Genomic DNA, 19,829 nt, shown 5'->3' on the forward strand with positions numbered 1-19,829 from the left:
GATGTAATTTGACTAAACAGAAGTTACCTTTCTTAGATAACTTCTGTTTTTTAGTTGTTTAATTAATTACCATAATAAGCTTCACATTCAGAAGACATATCATAAAACCAAGTTTCTGGTTTATCGCAGTTTTCATAATTAATACCTCCACTAATCACTTTTTTCTGATCTTTTTTTAATAATGTAATTCCTTCTAAATTTAGCATGTCTTTTAACATAATGAAATGATTTGAATGATTTATACTAAGTATTAATAACATTAAAGAAGAATATGTTACTAGGTAAAAGGAGGGAAAAAGTAGTATTTTAACAAAAGATTTGCACGAAAGTAGTGTTCGCTATCTAAGAACAATCTTTTTAATGAGTGAGCGTCCTAAAGCTTCATTTAGATTGGTAATAATCTTTTCTTTACCGTAGCTTAATTCTTCTCTAAGAACAGAAGAGGTAAGTTCTATATATAAGGTTTCACGATCAAGTTTGATATTTCTTGTGTATTTGTTTATGGCAGGTCCCATGATTTGTTCCCAAACATCACGCACTTCTACTTTATCCAGCCCTTTCTGGAGTTTGTTTTCATTTACGAATTCTTTGAGCACATCACTAATACTTAGGTGATCATTTTGCCTTTTTGCCATTTATAATTCAAGCTTTTTATATGGTTTGTAAAAGTATAGATTTCCAGCTTCATTCTTTATAATTAATTGGTTTTCTTTTGCAGAGACAAGTGTTTCTTTCCATTTTGATAATGGAGTCGTGTAATATATCCTTAGACTATCATTCTCTATCTCCAATGTAAAAAATTCTCTGTCTTTCGTAGTTATAAAATTACCATCTAATTGAGGTTGTACTTTTTTACGAATCCCTTTTTTATCTTTCACTTCGAAATAATCAATACTTTGATTAAAATTATATTGTTTTTCGATGCCGTCATATGTAATTACCTTTTCTATTTCCCAATAACCTGAGATATGTTTTATAAACGTTTCGGGATTAGGTTTGGAACAAGAAGTTATTATAAGGATGAATATGAATAGACCATTTTTTAGCATAAAGATCGTTTTTTATTTAATTAGGAATCTAGTTTAATAATCTTATAGGATTGTGATATCTTTTTTATAACACTTTCCGTTCGATCAGCGTGCGTATCACTAATAAAAAGTTGTCCAAAGTTTTGATCATCTACTAGTTGTATAATATGTTCTACACGTTTTTCATCTAACTTATCAAAAATATCATCTAATAGTAATAAAGGATTTACCTTACTTTGTTTTTTAATAAAATCAAATTGTGCCAGTTTTAAAGCAATTAAAAATGATTTTTGTTGCCCCTGACTTCCAAATTTTTTTATAGGATATCCTTCAATTTCAAAAGATAGGTCATCTTTATGAACACCAACACTTGTATATTGTAACATTCTATCTTTTGAGAGGTTTTGTTCCAATAATGTTAATAGATTATTTTCAGATAATTTACTTTGATAACGTAATGACACGGATTCTTTACCTGAGCTAATAGCCTCATAACGTTCTATGAATATTGGGATGAATGTTTCAAGAAAAGCAGTTCTTTTTTGAAATATGGAATTACCAAGTTCATTTAATTGTTGATTGTATATTTCTAAAGTAGTAGGGTCAAAGGTGTTATTAGCAGCAAAATACTTCAAAAGTGAATTTCGTTGAGAAACTACTTTAGAATATTTTAATAATGTGGATAGATATGCTGTATCACTCTGAGAAATCACACCATCTATAAACTTACGACGAGTATCACTCCCATCGGTTATAAGATCTCTATCGGCTGGAGAAATAATCACTAGAGGAAGAAAACCTATATGTTCACTAAAAGTATCATACGCCTTACCATTTCGTTTAATTACTTTCTTCTGTCCGCGTTTAGCACTTACAATTACTTTTTCTTCACGATCAGATTTTTCATAGCGTCCTTCTACCACGAAAAAATCAGTACCATGTTTAATATTTTGACCGGTAATAGGATTAAAATAACTTTTTCCAAAAGATAAATGATAGATAGCATCCAGAATATTAGTTTTTCCTACTCCATTGTGTCCAACAAGGCAATTAATCTTAACATCAAAATCGAAATTCTCCGATTCAAAATTTTTGTAATTGATTAAAGAAAGTGATTTTAGAATCATAAATTACTGATCGTCAGCAAGTAGCGACTTTTTAGAAATTCTCAAATAAGAAGTGCAAAATATTGAAAAATAACAAATATTTTCGCTTTTAATTATGAATAAAAATTTTATTTTTGCCGTTCATTAAATATAATTTATGGCAACTTATAAGAAACGAGGATACAAACCAAAAAATAAAGCAGAAGAGGTAGAGCAATTAGAAGACAATTCTACAACTGCTGAGGTATTTAATACTTTGGATGAAGGTGCTTCCCGAACTGAAGAATGGGTTGCTGCTAATCAAAAGTATATATTTATCATTGTTGGTGCTATTGCCGCTGTAGTATTAGGATATCTTGGATATCAGAAATATGTTCAGGAGCCTAAAGAATTAGAAGCTTCTAATGAAATGTTCAAAGCGCAACAATATTTTGATAATGCAGTAAATGGAAACACCACTGTTAGTGATTCTTTATATACATTAGCTCTTAACGGAGGAGAAGGGAAATACGGATTCTTAGAGATCATTGAAAATTATGGTGGTACTAAGGCAGCTAATCTTGCTAATTATTATGCAGGATTCTCTTATTTAAATATGAAAAAATATCAAGAAGCTATTGATCATCTTGATAAATTTAAGAGTGATGACGAAATGTTAGGACCGCTAGCATTAGGAGGAATAGGTGATGCTTTTGCTCAATTAGATCAGACGGGAGAAGCTTTATCGTATTATGAAAGAGCCGCAAAAGCTAAGAGCAACGAATTTACGACTCCTAAGTTTTTATTAAAATCTGCTGTAACTGCAATATCATTAGGGAAACCGGAATTAGCAGTTACTTATTTAGAAAGAATTAAAGAAGAGTTTTCTAAAAGTGTTGAGGCTAACCAAGCGGATGTACATTTAGGAAGAGCTCAAGGAATGCTTAAGTAGTATTCATAGTTGTTCGGTCATAGTTTTTGCGGTAGTATTAATTTACAGTAAGCACTATCAACTTTTCAACAATAAACCATTAAATAAAATGGCTACAGAAAATAAAAATTTATCTCAATACGATAAAACAACAATCCCAAATTCGAAAAATTTTCGGTTTGGGATTGTTGTTTCGGAATGGAATGATACCATTACCGAAGGACTTTTTCAAGGCGCATTTGACGCGTTAATAGATTGTGGAGCTATCAAGGATAATATTGTGCGATGGAATGTTCCTGGTAGTTTTGAACTTATCTATGGATGTAAGAAAATGCAAGAATCGTATGATATGTTAGATGCCGTAATTGCAATCGGGAGTGTAATTCAGGGAGAGACTAAACATTTTGATTTTGTATGCGATGGAGTTACTCAAGGAATTAAAGACCTAAATATCCAAAATGATATTCCTGTTATATTTTGTGTACTTACAGATAATAATATGCAACAATCTATTGATAGATCTGGAGGTAAACACGGTAATAAAGGAACAGAGGCAGCTATCGCTGCTATAAAAATGGCTCAGTTGCGCAAAGATGCAAAGTTTTAATTGATCTTGAGTATACTAGCTTATATCATTATATTCTTTTCTTAATTCTAAAACGGCATCATACTTGCTGTTCATATTTTCAATGTTATTGTAATGCTAAAAGCTTTAGATTACTATGCATTTTAAGTATATTTGAATAATATAAAAAGAAAGGAGCATCACGTGAAATTAAGTATCCCTAAAAGAAAAACTAATCGCAGGTACAACTACACTCCCCGATATTATAAGGGAAAGAGTGATGGTAATATCTATGATTTCGAAAATAGAATTACTAAATATCGCGATACTAGAAATGCAATTGACTTTGGCTCTCAATGGAGTGAGGATCGAAAAGCTAGTAGAAATAGAGGCAATCGAGAAATAAATAAAAGAGTCATTTATGTCGCATTTGTGTTAATCTTCATTTTTTTATATTTAATTGATTTTGATTTATCCATATTTACTGCCCGACAATAAATGTCAGATATCATACAACTATTACCGGATCACGTAGCCAATCAAATAGCTGCCGGAGAGGTAGTGCAGAGACCTGCTTCTGTAGTAAAAGAACTATTAGAAAATGCAATTGATGCTAAGGCTGAGCATATCAAATTAATAATTAAAGAGGCTGGAAAAACACTTATTCAAGTAATTGATGATGGAGTAGGGATGAGTGTTACAGATGCGCGACTTAGTTTTGAGCGTCATGCCACTTCTAAAATAAAATCAGCAGAAGACCTTTTCCAATTAAATACAAAAGGATTTAGGGGAGAGGCACTTGCTTCTATTGCAGCTATTGCTCATGTCGAGTTAAAGACTAAGCAGGAAAATGATGAGGTTGGAACTGAAATAAAGATAGAAGGGAGTGAAGTGACTTCTCAGGAAGTTTGTGTTACTCCGAAAGGAACTTCTATATGTGTTAAGAATTTGTTTTATAATATTCCGGCAAGACGAAATTTTTTAAAATCAAATACTGTAGAACTTCGACATATAATTGATGAATTTCATCGAGTAGCTATGGTACATCCAGATATTAAGTTTGATATGTATCATAATGGAAGTGAGGTTTTTAGTCTACCGGCAGCAAATCATCGTCAGAGAATAGTACATATTTTTGGAGGAAAAACGAATGAGAAATTGGTTCCGATTGATGAGGAAACTGATTTAGTAAGTATTACCGGGTTTGTCTGTAAACCTGAATATGCAAAAAGAACTAGAGGTGAACAATTCTTTTTTGTAAATAATAGATTTATTAAAAGTGCATATCTTAACCATGGAGTAAATTCAGCTTTTGAAGGATTGTTAAAAGAAAAAACACATCCAAGTTATTTTATTTATCTCACAGTAGATCCAACCTCTATAGATATTAATATTCATCCGACAAAAACTGAAATTAAGTTTGATGATGAGCACGCATTATATGCAATGTTACGTTCTACAATTAAACATAGTTTAGGGCAATTTAATGTAGCTCCTGTTTTAGATTTTAATAGAGATTCTTCCATGGATACTCCATATGAGTATAAAAGTAAAATGGCCCAAACACCCACTATAGAGGTAGACAGAAGTTTTAACCCTTTTAAGGAGGATAAAAAAGAAGATTCATCTTTTTCATCTACAAAGAACTATAATAATTTAAAAAAAGAATCAGCAGGTAGTTGGGAAAATTTATATGCTGGTTTGGATACAACCGAAATACACTCTAAACAAACAGAGAGTGAGTTTTCTTCTATTCAATTTGAGAGTTCGGAAGTAACAGGTTCGTTATTTGATGGAGATCAGCAGACAGAATTAGAGCATAATACTACATACCAGTTGAGAAGGAAGTATATCATTACCACAATTAAAAGTGGAATGGTAATAATACACCAAAATAGAGCACATCAGCGAGTACTTTATGAAGAGGTACTACGTAATATTACTATGGCGAGTGCTGTTAGTCAGCAATTGCTGTTTCCATTAAAATTGTCTTTTTCTAAACAAGAAATACAATTATTAAAGGAGGTTCAGGAGCAGTTAGAAAATACAGGGTTTGTTTTTGGAGAAATTACAGATGGAGAGGTTTCGATATCAGGTATACCTACAGTTACAACAGAAAGTGAAGTTTCGGTACTGTTAGAAAAATTAATTAGTGATATCGAACAAGAAGTTCCAGATAGTGGATTCTCTTTAACTGATCTTTTAGCAAGATCTATTTCAGGAAGTATTGCAGTAAGAACTGGTGTTAATTTAGGAAAAGAGCAATTGCAGCATATAGTAAATAGTCTTTTTGCTTGCACAGAACCAACAGTAACACCAGATAATAAGCCAACATTCATCACGTTAACAGTAGATGATATAGATAAAAAATTTTAAAAGTACATGGGGAGAATTACAGATACAGTAAAAACTTTATTAATAATTAATGTAATCTTTTTTATAGGTGCATTAACTCTCGGAGATACAGCTTTTAGATTATTTGCATTGTGGTTCCCGAAAAATGATAATTTTCAAATATGGCAGATTGTTACGCATATGTTTATGCATAGCCAGTCAACATTTACGCATATTCTTTTTAATATGTTTATGTTATATATGTTTGGAAGTCATTTAGAAAATTCGGTTGGACAGAAAAAGTTTTTGTTTTTATATTTTTCTTCTGGGCTAGGCGCAGCAGGTTTGCAAATTTTGTTTACTTATTTCCAGTTTTTACCAGGATATCAAGCGTATCAGGAGGCAGGATTTACTGTTTTAGAGATAAAAGAATTTTTGAATAACACATTGGCAACAGGGAAGTATACGGTATATCCAAATATATCGCAAGAAGTAACTGAACAAATGATTGGTTCATACTTAACTCCTATGGTGGGTGCTTCTGGAGCTATTTCTGGAGTTATAGTTGCTTTTGCTGTGTTATACCCTAATTTACCATTATATCTAATGTTTATTCCAGTGCCGATAAAGGCTAAGTATATGGTTGCGGGATACTTTGCTTTAGACTTGTTTGGAGGAATAACTGGTCAAAGTATTTATGGGGCAACGAATGTTGCTCATTGGGCGCATATCGGTGGAGCAGTTATAGGGTTTATTACCATGTGGTACTGGAAAAAGAATTCGTTTAATCAAAATCGTTGGAATTAATGTCACAGATGGACGATTTAAAATTGAAGTTCAAGAGTTTTTCTATCATAGAAAAACTAATTACGGTTAATGTGGTGGTATTTATAGCATTTTATTTTATAAATACATTTGCATACTTATTTGATTCTTCCAGCGGATTTATAACGGATTGGTTCACTTTTCCGAAAGAGCTAGGAGAGTTTTTAACGAAACCTTGGTCAGTCGTTACGTATGCTTTTCTACATAGTGGGTTTTGGCATATTGCTTCTAACATGATTATCTTATACTTTTCTGGGAAATATTTTGTTTCTTATCTTACCGGAAAACGGGTGTTAACTGTTTATTTTTTAGGAGCAATTATGGGAGCAATATTTTATATGTTGTCATATAATTTATTTCCAGCATTCTCTAAAGTAGGTAGTTCCGTATTACTTGGAGCTTCTGCTTCTGTAATGGCTATTCTAATAGCTACCGCGGCTTATATACCGCATATGTCGGTTAGGTTAATGTTTATTGGGAGTGTTAAGTTCTGGTGGATTGCAACTTTTTTTGTGATATTAGATGTTATTCAAATACCTTCTGGGAATGCAGGTGGACATATAGCACATTTGGGAGGAGCTTTATTTGGTTATTTGTACGCTGTGCAACTTAAAAAAGGAAATGATATTGGAAGTGGTTTTGAGAAGTTTATGGATGCTACGGTAAGTATGTTTAAACCTAAAAAGAAGAGTCCTTTAAAAACAGTTCATAAAGCTAAGAAATCTAAAAATGCTGTTTCTAAAAAGCCTGGTGCACCCAAAATTAAGAACCCCAATCAAGCAGAAATAGACGCGATATTGGATAAAATAAGTAAAAGTGGTTATGATAGCCTAACCAAGCAGGAAAAAGACTTTTTGTTTAAGGCGGGCAAAGATTAGGTATGAGAAAGCTGATAAATAAGATAGTGTTTTTTATCAATTCGTTGGCGGCTTTTGCCTTATTGATGTCTTATTTATTACCCTATGTTTCTCCTCAAACATTTCCTTTATTATCTGTCTTAAGTCTTGCAGTTCCTATATTGATTGTTGTTAATGCATTATTTTTATTGTATTGGGCAGTCCTTCTTAAGCGTAAGATGTTATTATCGTTAATTGTACTAGTATTGGGTATATCTCATGTAACATCCTTATATAAGTTAAGTGGGAAATCGTCAGATAATACAGATAAAACACTTTCATTACTTAGTTATAATGTTCATGCATTTAATCGATTTAAATGGATTGATTCAGACGAAATACCAAAAGAGATTTCGGAATTAGTAAAAACCGAAAATCCTGACATTTTCTGTGCGCAGGAATTTTATAATAACCCTGATATAGATTTTACACAATATGATTATAAATATGATTATTTTCATCATCGCAGTAAAGAACTAGCATTAGTTATATTTTCTAAATTCCCTTTTATAAACAAGGGGTCATTAAGTTTTGAAAAAACCGCTAATAATGTCATTTTTGCTGATATTGTTACTGATATGGATACAGTAAGAGTCTATAATGTGCATTTGCAGTCACACGGCATTAGCACTAAAACAGATGATCTGGCAAAAGCGGATTCTCAAAAGTTATTAAAACGTATCCAGACTTCTTTTAAAAAACAACAAAGTCAAGCAGAGCAACTAATTGATCATATGAAGTCATCACCATATAGAAATATCGTAATGGGTGATTTTAACAATACTGCATATTCTTATATATATGATAAAATAAAGTCAGAAGATTTGCAAGATACTTTTAAAGAAGCAGGTAAAGGCTTTGGGAAAACCTTTAATTTTGAGTTATTTCCAGCTAGAATTGATTTTATTTTAGTTCCAGATGATACAGAAGTAATTAGTTTTAAGAGCTATGATGTGGAGCTTTCGGATCATTATCCAATATCTTCTAGAATCAAGCTTTGATCTATTGATTTTCTAATCTTATAGCGTTATTGGCCATCTTTTTTTCCCAATCGTCTGCAAAAACAGCATGACCATTTTCAATCATTGATTTCATTATTGTTTTAACAGCTTCTTGTATTTGTGGCGGGAAATTATAGAACTTTTTATTTATTTTGGTAGTTCTCCCATCAGGAATTTCGCTATTCTGGTGTTTGATAGTCACTCTGCTTTTTTTATTATAAGCAATGATTCTTACCCTGCCATCTTCGTATTTACTCGGAGTAATTGTGCCATAAACGATTATAGGATCTATTATACCATCTCCATCAAAATCTGATAGTCGCGAATATTGATTCCAGAAACCAACTGATGCCTCCCAATCTTTATCTATTTCGCCTTTGATAGTTGATCTTTTTTTGAATTGATTTTTTTCTACTCGTAAGTTTACTCCATATATATTGTCATATAAAGTATCTTTTTCTTCGTTTATTATTTTTTTATGATCCGTAAGTAGTAGGTAATATTCACCAGAATCATCTTTATAATTATATGCTTGATATAATGGATAGGAAAGGCCTAATTGAATCTGTCTTCTGTTAGAGAAAACGGCGTTCATTTCTTTTTTGGTAAGTTTTCTAGCTAATGCAGTGTCTACAGGTATTGTAGCGTGTTTTTCTATTGGTAATGCGTTAATTTTTTTTGTTTGCGCATTAGAATCTTCTTTGGGATCTTTGGTTTGTTTACCACAAGAAAAAAATGTAAGAATAACGATAGAAAGTAGAAGTTTATTCATAGATATATGGTTTATAAATAACGTTAGGGGGCTTATTTATGTACTAAATTTAAAAAATATTTTCTAAATAGAAGATCTATATCATTAAACAATCAATAGAGTCAGTAAGAATGTGCCAAAGCAATGCCATTCCAATAATTCTTGTTTTTTTAGGAATTAGTATTAAAAGGTACAAAATAATTGCTGGTAAGCTATGTAAGAAGTGAAACCCAATACTACATCTGTTTGGATCAAAAATAGGATTTGCTATTAAATGATCTAAATCAATTAACATTGCTCCTAAAAAAAAAAGATATACTTTTTTCCATTGTTTAGGGAATAGTATAAGAGCAATACCAAGTGGTATAAGAAAATGAAATCCGTAATGTACTAATGTGCGAAACATTAAAAAATTTGTTGTTCTTCTAAATAAGTAAGCGCGTTCGTTCCCTCATTAAATAAGAGATCTAAAATAGAAAGGTTAGAAATGAAACCGTACTTATTCGAAAACACCTGGATATAAGACGATAGCTCGTATTGTTTCTCTTTTTTGGCATTTACCAATGTTCTAAGATCAATTACAGTTTCGACTTCTTTTTGATAAGTTAATGTTTTCGTATACGAAATATCTAGTTGCAGGCAATCCTGAATAACCTCCATACATTCATAATTAAAGTCTAATAAGAAATTTTTTCTTTTTTCAAAAAGATGTATCATCTCATCTTCATAATATTCAAAAAACGGAGAAGTTCGATATGCAGATTCGATAGATTTCCAATGGAGTAACTGCCACTTAAATTCGTTTTCTATTTTAACATCCTTATATAATTGCTTATTATTTTGTTTATCTCCAGTATGTTTTATTGGGATGGTTAATAATAGCTTTCCATTTGCGCCATAAATATAGTTTCTGCTGCGATACGTTTGTTTTTGATAGTTGTCCTCATTTTCAAAAATAATCGAATCAGATTGCGCTATTACTGCATACTGAGAAATAGACCCAAAATACATAGGGTGGAGTAGGACGTTTTTCAATCTAAAATTGTATTACTTGTTTTATTACGATAATAAGCTTGATGGATATACGGACAAATATATAGTATTACGCAGCTTTCTTTTTCTTGCGGTATTTACTGAAAACTATCCACCCTGCTAATGCAATTAAGAAATAATAGAAATAAGATACAGGTTTACCATTACCTCCAACGGTTGTAAACAGGCGTTCCCATCGTATTTTATTAAATAAACCTTTAGCATTAGTGTCCCAGCTCATCCAGATAAAAACAGGCTTACCTACAATATGATTCGCTGGCACATATCCCCAAGCACGACTGTCTTCACTATTATGTCGATTATCTCCCATCATCCAGTAATAATCTTGCTTAAAGGTGTAACTATCGATAGGGTTTCCATTTAGTAGGATTTGAGTTCCATTTACGGATAATTTATTATCTATTCCCATTTCTGAACCTTCATAAACTTCTATGATTCTTCTGTACAAAGAAAAACTCTTTAGATCCATTTTTACTGTTTTACCAGCTTCAGGAATATAAATTGCACCGAAATTATCAACATTCCAGTTAACTTTTCCGTTGTTAGGAAAAATTCTAGAATCTCTTTCTCCCTTAGGTTCAATTCTTCTTTTTAATTCAGAAACACCTGGTTTATTTTTAAATTTTTGGGCATTTTCTTCAGTTAAGAATACGAAAGGCCGCTGTAGTTGTCGGTCGAAACCAATTTCTCCAGGTTTGATTCTGTAACGTTCGTATAATGCGTCTTCAGAAAATTGACCTCCAGTATTTTTAAAAGTATAAGTAAATTGAGTTTCGGCTCTATCAGGTAACTCGGTTTGTTTTCCGTTAATATATACATATCCATCAACTACAGATAAAGAATCACCAGGAATACCTACGCATCGTTTTACATAATTTGATTTTTTATCAATTGGTTTATAAACGTTGATTCCAGAAGGGTCTCTAAAAAATCGAACCGTATCCACAGGCCAGCTAAATACTACAATATCATTACGTTTTATTTTTTGAAAACCTGGTAGTCTAAAATATGGATATTGGATGTCACTATTGTATGATTTAGTCTTTACTAAAGGAATGGTATCGTGAACCATAGGAAAAGAAACTGATGTCATTGGTGTTCTCGCCCCATAATGAAACTTACTTACAAACAAGAAATCACCAACCAAAAGTGTTCTTTCTAAAGATCCTGTTGGTATAGTATATGGTTGCATAAAATATGTGTGAACCAATGTTGCTGCGACTACTGCAAAAAGAATAGAGCTGATCCATTCTCCAGTGCCTGTTTTGGGTTTTAGATCCCTATCCTCTATGTGCTTTACATCTAACATATAGTTTACATAATAAATGTAGAAACCTAATGTTACAATTACTAGTATGGTATCAGTTGTTGTATTTTTTCCAAAACTTCTAATGGTTTCTACCCATACAACCGGAAGCATAATCACATTGATTACCGGAATAAACAGTAATATAACCCACCACCAAGGACGGTTAATTATTTTCATTAAAACAACTGCATTGTATACAGGTACTGCTGCTTCCCAAGCTTTCCTTCCTGCTTTAACGTATAGTTTCCAAGTTCCCAAGAAATGTATTACTTGTACTGCCAGGAAAAAAATAAACCATTCTGATAGTGTCATTCTGTATATGTTTTTAATATAAGTGTAAGTAATATCAAAAGTGTTACACTTTTTGTTTTTTAGTTATAAGCCTAAAACGTCTTTCATTCCATAAACACCTGTTTTACCAGATAACCATTCTGCAGCCACAACAGCTCCCAACGCAAAACCTTGTCGGTTATGTGCAGTATGCTTGATTTCTATATCATCTACAGCAGAAGTATAGGTAACGGTATGAGTTCCAGGAACATTTTCAATTCTTTTTGCAACAATAGGTATTGTTGTCTCATTTCCTTGATCTAAAAGCCATCCATCTTTATTACTATTTTCGATAACTCCTTCGGCTAAAGTAATAGCGGTTCCACTTGGAGCATCTAATTTTTTCGTATGATGAATTTCTTCCATTTTGATGTCATATCCTTCAATAGGATGCATCATTTTTGCTAATTTTTTATTTAGTTCAAAGAACAAGTTAACACCTAAGCTATAGTTTGAAGCATAAATAAAACCTCCTTTTTTCTCCTTACATAAAGATATGATATGATCATAATTATCTAACCAACCTGTAGTGCCAGATATAATCGGTACTCCAGCATTGAAGCAGTTCGTGATATTGTTTACCGCTGCAGACGGGATGCTGAAATCAATAGCTACATCAGCTACAGATACATCATAATCCTTATCATCCTTATCAACAATAAGAACAATGGAATGACCTCTCTCTGTTGCAATTTTTTCTATGGTTTTACCCATTCTGCCATATCCTAAAAGAGCAATATTCATATTTTTTGGTGGTTGTTGGTTATTGGTTATAAAATCTAAAAACTATAATTTAATGACATAACATAACTAGGTCTGGCATCAAATTCGTTGAATTTTATTTTGGGTTTAAAAGAAAGGTCTTTTGAGACATTAAATTGTTGTAAATGAGCAGTAACATTAGCATCTATAATGTTAAGAACATACAAGCCAGCAGTAATCAATAAAGATAACTCTTGATCTCTTCTAAAACGTCTTTGTAAATCAATTAATTGTTCATCACTAAAATCAGGAAAATCTAAATCATTTGGATCTATCCCAGCTAATCTACCTTTGTAAGCATCTCTTAGTTCGTTGTAAATCCTGTTGTTGTCCAAATAAAAGTATACTCCTGCACCTAACGCTCCATAAACAATTGGTATTTTCCAGTATTTCCCTGTATATGCTTGACCTAAACCGGGAAGTACAGCAGAGTAAAAAGCAGCACGAGCTGGCGCCAAAGGCTCATAGGGTCTAATTTTTTTATTTCTTTTCTTCTTTTTCTTTTTAACTGCTACTTTTTCTGTAACTACTTTTAATTCATCATTCTCTTTATTCTCATTTTCTTCTTGAGAAAAAGCATTATGAACAAAAAAGCATAAAAATAAAATAATATAAAATGACTTAGTTTTCACTATCAATAAGTTTCTTTAGGCGTTTAAAATCTTCTTCAGAAGAAAACGGGATTATTAATTTCCCTCGTCCATTACTGGAAACTTTAACATCAATCTTAGCTCCAAAATATTCTGAGAAATCTTTAATTCCTTTCAAAATATATTGAGGAGCCTTATTTTCCGTTTTTTCAGTATCGGTTTTTTCTTCTTTATTGTTTAAAGACCTAACTAATTTTTCAGTGTTACGGACAGATAAAGAATCTCCTATAATTTTTTCATAAATATCGAGTTGCTGTTGTTGATCGTCGATATTAATCAATGCTCTTCCATGCCCCATAGAGATAAAACCATCTCTAATACCTGTTTGTACAATAGGGTCTAATTTTAATAGTCTTAGATAATTCGCAATAGTAGATCTTTTTTTACCTACACGATCACTTAATTGTTCTTGAGTTAACTTAATCTCATCGATCAATCGCTGGTATGATAGAGAAATCTCTATTGGATCTAAATCTTGACGTTGGATATTTTCTACCAAAGCCATAGTTAACGATTCTTGATCATCGGCAATACGGATGTATGCAGGAATCGTTTTTAAGCCAACTAATTTAGATGCACGAAAACGTCTTTCTCCACTAACTAATTGATATTTATCAAAATCTAACTTACGAACAGTTATAGGTTGTATCACACCTATTTCTTTTATTGAAGTAGCAAGCTCTTGAAGTGTTTCGTCATTAAAACTGGTCCTTGGTTGAAAAGGATTAACCTCAATACTATTAAGATCTAATTCTATAATATTACCAACTACCTTATCAGCATTTTTATCATCAGCTGATTTTATATCATTTTCCGGGTCTTTCAGCAAAGCTGATAAACCTCTACCTAATGCTTGTTTTTTGGTTGCCTTCGCCATGAATCCTTAACTATTTTTCTTTATAATCTCGTGTGCCAAACTTAAGTAATTGCTGGCACCTTTACTAGAAGCATCATAATTAATTATGCTCTCACCGTAACTAGGAGCTTCACTTAAACGTATATTTCTCTGAATGATTGTTTTAAAAACCATTTCATTAAAATGTTTTTGCACTTCTTCTACCACTTGATTCGATAATCGTAATCTAGAATCATACATGGTAAGTAATAATCCTTCTATATCCAATTGTTGATTATGGATTTTCTGAACACTTTTGATAGTGTTAAGTAATTTCCCCAACCCTTCTAAAGCAAAATATTCACATTGGATAGGTATAATAACAGAATCAGATGCGGTTAATGCATTTAACGTTAATAAACCTAATGAAGGTGCGCAATCAATCAGTATGTAATCATACGCTGATCTAAGATCATCGATTGCTTTTTTTAGCATATACTCGCGTTCGTCTTTATCTACTAATTCGATTTCGATAGCAACAAGATCGATATGTGCTGGTATAATATCTACATTAGGAGAAGTAGTTTCTAATATTGCTTCTTTAGGATTGATGGTGTGTTCTAGAATCTGATACGTTCCTTTTTCGACACTTTCTACATCTAATCCTAATCCAGAAGTCGCGTTGGCTTGTGGATCAGCATCTATTAATAATACTTTTTTCTCTAATACTCCTAGAGAAGCAGCTAAATTTACAGAGGTGGTTGTTTTACCAACACCACCCTTTTGATTGGCAATCGCTATTATTTTACCCATAGGGGGAGATTTGGATTTTAAGCGATAAAAATACAATTAATTATACATTATAAAAATGAAAAATATTAACAGTGCTTAATAAAAAAGAGACCATCAGTGTTGACGGTCTCTGAGAAGATGTTATTATTATATAAAAGTTATAAATTAAAACTATAACCTAATTTTAGAGTGAATGTATTACTTGCATATGTAGCTCCTACAAAATCTAAAAAATCTCCTATTCTTTCATACCCTACCTTAGCTATTATGTCATTATTTTTATAAACATTGTAATTAAAACCTAGCTCTATCGCAAATCCCGAAGAAGACTTTAATATTGGAACATTAAAATCTTCATAAAAATATTCTTCATTTCCATCAGTATCAATCCTTAGATATGTTTTATCTGAATTAAGTAACCGACTATTTATATAAAATATCCCTAAGTTGCTATTTAATTTTTTCTTTGATTGACTAAAGTTATAATAAATACCAAACCTAAGATTTAAAGTTTTAGGATTTACTTTGGTTGTGACATAATCTCCTATTAAAACAGGGACGTTTCTAAAGTAGTCTGTTTCTGAGTTTATCTCATTATAGGAAGCTCCAATCGAAAGTGAAGTTTTAGAGTTGAATAGAGTAGAAGTATATATATAATGGATTTCTATTGATGGCGTTAAAGAGTTTTCAAACCCCATTCCTCTTATTCCGTCTCCTTTTTCTTTAATTTTTGTAGAATATAAACCTGCTAGTATTACAAGGTCATGTATATCTTCTCTTTTTAATCGTTCGGAACTAAAAGAGGTACTTCCTGAACAATTGTTATATTCTAAAAAGGCTTTAGATAAACTGGTTAGTGTTAGTTTAATATTATTTGCTCGGATTTTTAAGTTTTCACAATCATTAAATTCAAGATTTAAAATTCCAACATATCGTTTTAACTTGAATTGTCCTTTACTCAAGTCCCCTTTGTTTTTTGTAATAATATCCAGTTCTTTCAAACCTGATTTTTTGGATTTCAGAAAATATCTTTTGTCACCATTTTTATCATTGTATAAAAGGAAACTTGCTTTTCCTTCAATAATTACTTCAAGAAAAACAGGAGAGAGGTTGATTAACTCGGTAATTACTTTTTTATCAACATTATCAAAAGCATAATAATCAATTTGATTAGTTGTAAACGTTTTTACCTCACTCTCTTCTAGTTTTTTAAATAGAATTGATTTGTAATTTTTTTTATTAAAAAATTGAATCAATCCCTTTTGTTTTGATCCGTCTTTTAAATGGATAGTTCCTGGTTCAAATTTATTTTGAGCAGAAGTTATTGTACTTATTAATAATGCGATTAGTAAAATAATTGTATTCTTCATTTTTGCTATTTATTTATACATTATAGTGTCATTAAATGAATAAATGTAACTGTATAGAATGGGATATTTTTTTAATTTTATTTAGGTTCATAAATAAAAAAGGCCGTCTACTGAAACAGACGGCCTTCGGAGTGAATATTATGTTTTATTTATTCTTTTTCTGGCATTAATACACCTAAAATATAACCAGTATCTACATATTTTTGAGCTATTTTTTGAATATCTTGTTTAGATAATTTTTGAATAGTTTCTGCATATGTATCTCCGATTTCTAATTTGATCTGATTATAATCTGCATTTTGAAGATTACCTAACCAGAATGAATTTTGCTTACTTTGTTCTTTATAATCTAATAATCTGGATTCTTTTATTTTAGCCAAATCCTTATCAGTTGGCCCTTCGGTTATTATTGTTTTTACTTCTGCAATAGCAGCATCAGTCAGTTTTTTTACATTTTCTGGTCCACAAGGGAACGAGATTGAAAAACGATATCCACTATAACCGCCAGATGGTCCTATCTTGTACATATTACCTCTAGCTCCAACACCATATACACCACCTTCTTCTTCTCTAAGTTTTTCAATAAGCTTGATACTTAGAATTTCTCCTAAAGCTTCGATTGCTAATTTTTCTGATTTATTATAGGTTGTTTCTCCTCTCCAAATAATGTTTACAGAACTTTTTGGATCTTTACCTCTATACACTGTTTTTTCATGAGCACCGGATAATGGTCTGAAATCAGAAACTTTATAGGTCTCATCTTTACCAGTATCTGGCAAGCTAGCAATATATGTTTCTGCGTATTGTTTTAGTTTAGATTCGTCAATGTTACCCACAAAATAGAAATTAAAACCTCCAGCTCCGGCAAATCTTTCTTTATATTTCTCATAGGCTAAATCATAATTAACAGCATCTAATTTCTCCGGCGTAGGAAAACCAGTATACCTTGGATTTTTTTCAAATTGAAATTTGTTAAACTCTTCTCTAAAATAACTTTGTGGATTGGATAGATAGTTTGCTAAAAAACCTTTTGTTTTTTCTTGATCTGACCTAAACGCTTTTTCATCTTTATTAAGACTCGTAAAGTAAAGGTGTATTTGTTGAAATAGCACTTCTAAATCTTTGGGAGTAGCAGACCCATTAAATCCTTCGGATAAATTATTTATATACGGACGAACTCTAGCAATTTTCCCAGCCATTACTTTATTCATGTCGTTAAGAGATAATCCTCCGAGTCCGGTTTGAGCAATACTCCCCAATCCAAAACTTACTTGCTTGTAATCTTCTAATGAAAATAAAGAGCTTCCTCCATAGCTATACGCAGAAAATAAGATTTCATCATTTTTAAAATCAGTTTTCTTATATGTGATTTTGGCTCCGTTACTTAATTCTAAAATAGTAACATCAAGTTTTTCGTCTTTTTTAGATGATACCACTGTACCAGGACTTGGCATTTTTTCAATTAAATTTTCACGAACTTTCTCATCTTTGTAATCCTCAATATCTGCTGTTTCTATTTCTTTTAGTAATGCAAGGATTTCTTCTTTTGTTACTTGTTTTAAACCATCTTTTTCTGGTCCAGTCATAACTACAGCTCGATTGTCATCGTGTAAAAAATCTTTAATCAGTCCATTAACCTCTTCAAGAGTAATGGTTGGTAGTTGTGACATTGTGTATTGATATTCCCATTCGATCCCTGGAATTGGTTCTTGTTCTAGATAGTTGTTAATATACTCACCGATAATACGAGCAGATTCTCTTTTGTCTTTATCTTTAAATTGCTTTTCCCAATTAGCAGAAATTTGCTTCTTTGCACGCTCTAATTCACTAGCTTTAAATCCATGTTTTTGAACTCTTTTGTTTTCTTGAAGTATTGTTTTTAAAGCGATTAACTGACCTGTTTCTGAGGTTAAGGCAAAGGATTGATATGCTTCCCTATTACGGGCAAAAGTTCCACTATGACTACTTCCTGCGAATACAAATGGTGGATTAGGTTTATTACGTAATTCGTTTAAACGGCTATTCATCATTTGGGTAAATACTCTTTCTACAATGGCCTTCCTGTAATCTCCTACTGTAGTCATTGGTTCTGAAACCTCTCTGTCTTTATACATAAGTCTAACAACAGAGTTTGAGGCTTCTTTATCCGATACAACAGCAATAAGCGTTTCTTTATGATTAGGGGTGTCGTAAGTTTCTCTTTTCTTAGGGTTTAACGGCATTTGTAAGCCACTAAAGTGATCTTTAATTTTTTGCTCCAAGGTAGCTACATCAAGATCACCTACTGCTACTACGGACATTAAATCTGGACGATACCAGTCTTTGTAAAAACTCCTTACATCTTCATATTTGAAGTTTTCTAATATTTTTTTAGTCCCTATAGGTAAACGTTCCGAATATCTAGAGTTATATGCTATAATAGGTAAATACTCTTGTAGCATACGCTCATTAGCACCTTTACCTAAACGGTATTCTTCTAGTACGACACCTCTTTCTCCATCAATAGCTTCTTCGGTTAATTCTGCGTTATGCGCCCAATCTTCAATGATTTGAAATCCTTTTTCTAGCTTTTCTGGATCATCACTTGGAATAGGGAGAATATAAACTGTTTGATCAAAACTAGTATATGCGTTAAGGTCCGCTCCAAATTTAACTCCAATGGTTTGTAGGTAATCTACAAGATCATTCTTTTTAAAGTTCTTAGTTCCATTAAAGTTCATATGTTCCATAAAATGAGCCAAACCTAATTGGTTTTCGTCCTCTAAAATAGAACCTGCGTTTACAACTAATCTTAATTCGACCTTGTCTTCAGGTTTTCCATTATTACGTATATAATAGGTGAGACCATTTTTTAATTTCCCAATCTTTACATTAGGATCTACGGGTATTTTATCTTCATTTTTTACATTAGATGCTGCGTTTAACTCTTTAGTATCGCTAGATTGAGCTATTCCGGAAAATGGGATACTACATAAAAAAGCTCCAATAAATGTATTAAAAATTGTTTTTTTAATCATCGATGACATATTATGGTTAGGTTAGTGTGAATTTGTTCCTTGATTATTTTTTAAAAGTAGTTAAACTTTTTATTATTGAACTATTTTTTTAGTTGAATATTTGATTTTGATGAGTTTTCTGTTGTATAGAAGTTCTATAGCTGGTAATCTTTTATAATTTTTTAATTAGCTATTCTATATATATATAAGTGTCGTAAAGAATAGATTTGTTACCTAGTTACTTTATAAAAAAACGAAGACACTTTATCTACAACTGTAAAATGACCTGTGAAGTATATTGCATTTCTAGTTTAGT

At 31.7% G+C, this 19,829-nt stretch carries 21 protein-coding genes; 7 read left to right on the plus strand and 14 right to left on the minus strand.

The genetic code is table 11. The features are described from left to right. Positions 1-62: 62 nt before the first annotated feature. From H526_RS32030 to recF, 4 genes are all read right to left on the minus strand, one after another. On the minus strand, positions 63-218 hold the full coding sequence (locus tag H526_RS32030) for a hypothetical protein (RefSeq protein ID WP_155839791.1): 156 nt from the start codon (positions 216-218) through the stop codon (positions 63-65). A 120-nt stretch (positions 219-338) separates the two neighbouring features. Beyond that, positions 339-635 carry a DciA family protein gene (locus H526_RS0126085; protein WP_027395636.1) on the minus strand — a complete coding sequence of 99 codons (297 nt, stop codon included), beginning with the start codon at positions 633-635 and terminating at the stop codon, positions 339-341. Further along, complete coding sequence (locus H526_RS0126090) at positions 636-1,049, minus strand: lipocalin-like domain-containing protein (RefSeq protein ID WP_027395637.1); 414 nt, start codon at positions 1,047-1,049, stop codon at positions 636-638. It lies immediately after the preceding gene. Between the two features lie 20 nt (positions 1,050-1,069). Continuing rightward, entirely contained in the window at positions 1,070-2,155 is a 1,086-nt protein-coding gene (gene recF / locus H526_RS0126095) for a DNA replication/repair protein RecF (protein ID WP_027395638.1), read from the minus strand. 136 nt (positions 2,156-2,291) lie between these two features. Here recF and H526_RS0126100 point away from each other — a divergent pair, with 136 nt between their 5' ends. From H526_RS0126100 to H526_RS0126130, 7 genes are all read left to right on the plus strand, one after another. After that, positions 2,292-3,065 (plus strand): tetratricopeptide repeat protein, encoded by a 774-nt coding sequence (locus H526_RS0126100; RefSeq protein ID WP_027395639.1) that lies wholly within the window; start codon positions 2,292-2,294, stop codon positions 3,063-3,065. An 88-nt stretch (positions 3,066-3,153) separates the two neighbouring features. Further along, entirely contained in the window at positions 3,154-3,651 is a 498-nt protein-coding gene (gene ribH / locus H526_RS0126105) for a 6,7-dimethyl-8-ribityllumazine synthase (protein ID WP_027395640.1), read from the plus strand. A 162-nt stretch (positions 3,652-3,813) separates the two neighbouring features. Beyond that, positions 3,814-4,107, plus strand: a complete 294-nt coding sequence (locus H526_RS0126110) for a hypothetical protein (RefSeq protein ID WP_027395641.1) — start codon at positions 3,814-3,816, stop codon at positions 4,105-4,107. Continuing rightward, the gene (gene mutL, locus H526_RS0126115) at positions 4,108-5,985 is read left to right on the plus strand and encodes a DNA mismatch repair endonuclease MutL (RefSeq protein ID WP_027395642.1); all 1,878 of its coding nucleotides are present in this window, start codon (positions 4,108-4,110) and stop codon (positions 5,983-5,985) included. A gap of 6 nt (positions 5,986-5,991) precedes the next feature. Beyond that, positions 5,992-6,750 carry a rhomboid family intramembrane serine protease gene (locus tag H526_RS0126120; RefSeq protein ID WP_027395643.1) on the plus strand — a complete coding sequence of 253 codons (759 nt, stop codon included), beginning with the start codon at positions 5,992-5,994 and terminating at the stop codon, positions 6,748-6,750. Next, a complete protein-coding gene (locus H526_RS0126125) occupies positions 6,750-7,646 on the plus strand; it encodes a rhomboid family protein (protein ID WP_027395644.1) in 897 nt (298 codons plus the stop codon). The genes H526_RS0126120 and H526_RS0126125 overlap by 1 nt, the downstream gene beginning before the upstream one ends. A gap of 2 nt (positions 7,647-7,648) precedes the next feature. Further along, entirely contained in the window at positions 7,649-8,665 is a 1,017-nt protein-coding gene (locus H526_RS0126130) for an endonuclease/exonuclease/phosphatase family protein (RefSeq protein WP_027395645.1), read from the plus strand. Between the two features lies 1 nt (position 8,666). Here the strand turns inward: H526_RS0126130 and H526_RS0126135 are convergent, their stop codons facing one another. From H526_RS0126135 to H526_RS0126180, 10 genes are all read right to left on the minus strand, one after another. Continuing rightward, positions 8,667-9,437, minus strand: a complete 771-nt coding sequence (locus H526_RS0126135; RefSeq protein ID WP_027395646.1) for a M949_RS01915 family surface polysaccharide biosynthesis protein — start codon at positions 9,435-9,437, stop codon at positions 8,667-8,669. Between the two features lie 76 nt (positions 9,438-9,513). Further along, positions 9,514-9,822 (minus strand): DUF6122 family protein, encoded by a 309-nt coding sequence (locus H526_RS0126140; RefSeq protein WP_027395647.1) that lies wholly within the window; start codon positions 9,820-9,822, stop codon positions 9,514-9,516. Further along, entirely contained in the window at positions 9,822-10,451 is a 630-nt protein-coding gene (locus tag H526_RS0126145; protein ID WP_027395648.1) for a WbqC family protein, read from the minus strand. The genes H526_RS0126140 and H526_RS0126145 overlap by 1 nt, the downstream gene beginning before the upstream one ends. 67 nt (positions 10,452-10,518) lie before the next feature. After that, entirely contained in the window at positions 10,519-12,090 is a 1,572-nt protein-coding gene (gene lepB / locus H526_RS0126150; protein ID WP_027395649.1) for a signal peptidase I, read from the minus strand. Positions 12,091-12,153: 63 nt separating this feature from the next. After that, complete coding sequence (dapB, locus tag H526_RS0126155) at positions 12,154-12,852, minus strand: 4-hydroxy-tetrahydrodipicolinate reductase (RefSeq protein ID WP_027395650.1); 699 nt, start codon at positions 12,850-12,852, stop codon at positions 12,154-12,156. Between the two features lie 35 nt (positions 12,853-12,887). Next, a complete protein-coding gene (locus H526_RS0126160) occupies positions 12,888-13,502 on the minus strand; it encodes a DUF5683 domain-containing protein (protein WP_035086784.1) in 615 nt (204 codons plus the stop codon). Then, on the minus strand, positions 13,492-14,397 hold the full coding sequence (locus tag H526_RS0126165; RefSeq protein WP_027395652.1) for a ParB/RepB/Spo0J family partition protein: 906 nt from the start codon (positions 14,395-14,397) through the stop codon (positions 13,492-13,494). The genes H526_RS0126160 and H526_RS0126165 overlap by 11 nt, the downstream gene beginning before the upstream one ends. Positions 14,398-14,403: 6 nt before the next feature. After that, the gene (locus tag H526_RS0126170) at positions 14,404-15,168 is read right to left on the minus strand and encodes a ParA family protein (RefSeq protein WP_027395653.1); all 765 of its coding nucleotides are present in this window, start codon (positions 15,166-15,168) and stop codon (positions 14,404-14,406) included. A 137-nt stretch (positions 15,169-15,305) separates the two neighbouring features. Next, complete coding sequence (locus H526_RS0126175; protein WP_027395654.1) at positions 15,306-16,517, minus strand: hypothetical protein; 1,212 nt, start codon at positions 16,515-16,517, stop codon at positions 15,306-15,308. A 149-nt stretch (positions 16,518-16,666) separates the two neighbouring features. Further along, complete coding sequence (locus H526_RS0126180) at positions 16,667-19,534, minus strand: M16 family metallopeptidase (RefSeq protein WP_245591240.1); 2,868 nt, start codon at positions 19,532-19,534, stop codon at positions 16,667-16,669. Positions 19,535-19,829 lie beyond the last annotated feature (295 nt).

Source organism: Aquimarina latercula DSM 2041 (assembly GCF_000430645.1).
In the GTDB taxonomy this organism is placed as follows: Bacteria; Bacteroidota; Bacteroidia; order Flavobacteriales; family Flavobacteriaceae; genus Aquimarina; species Aquimarina latercula.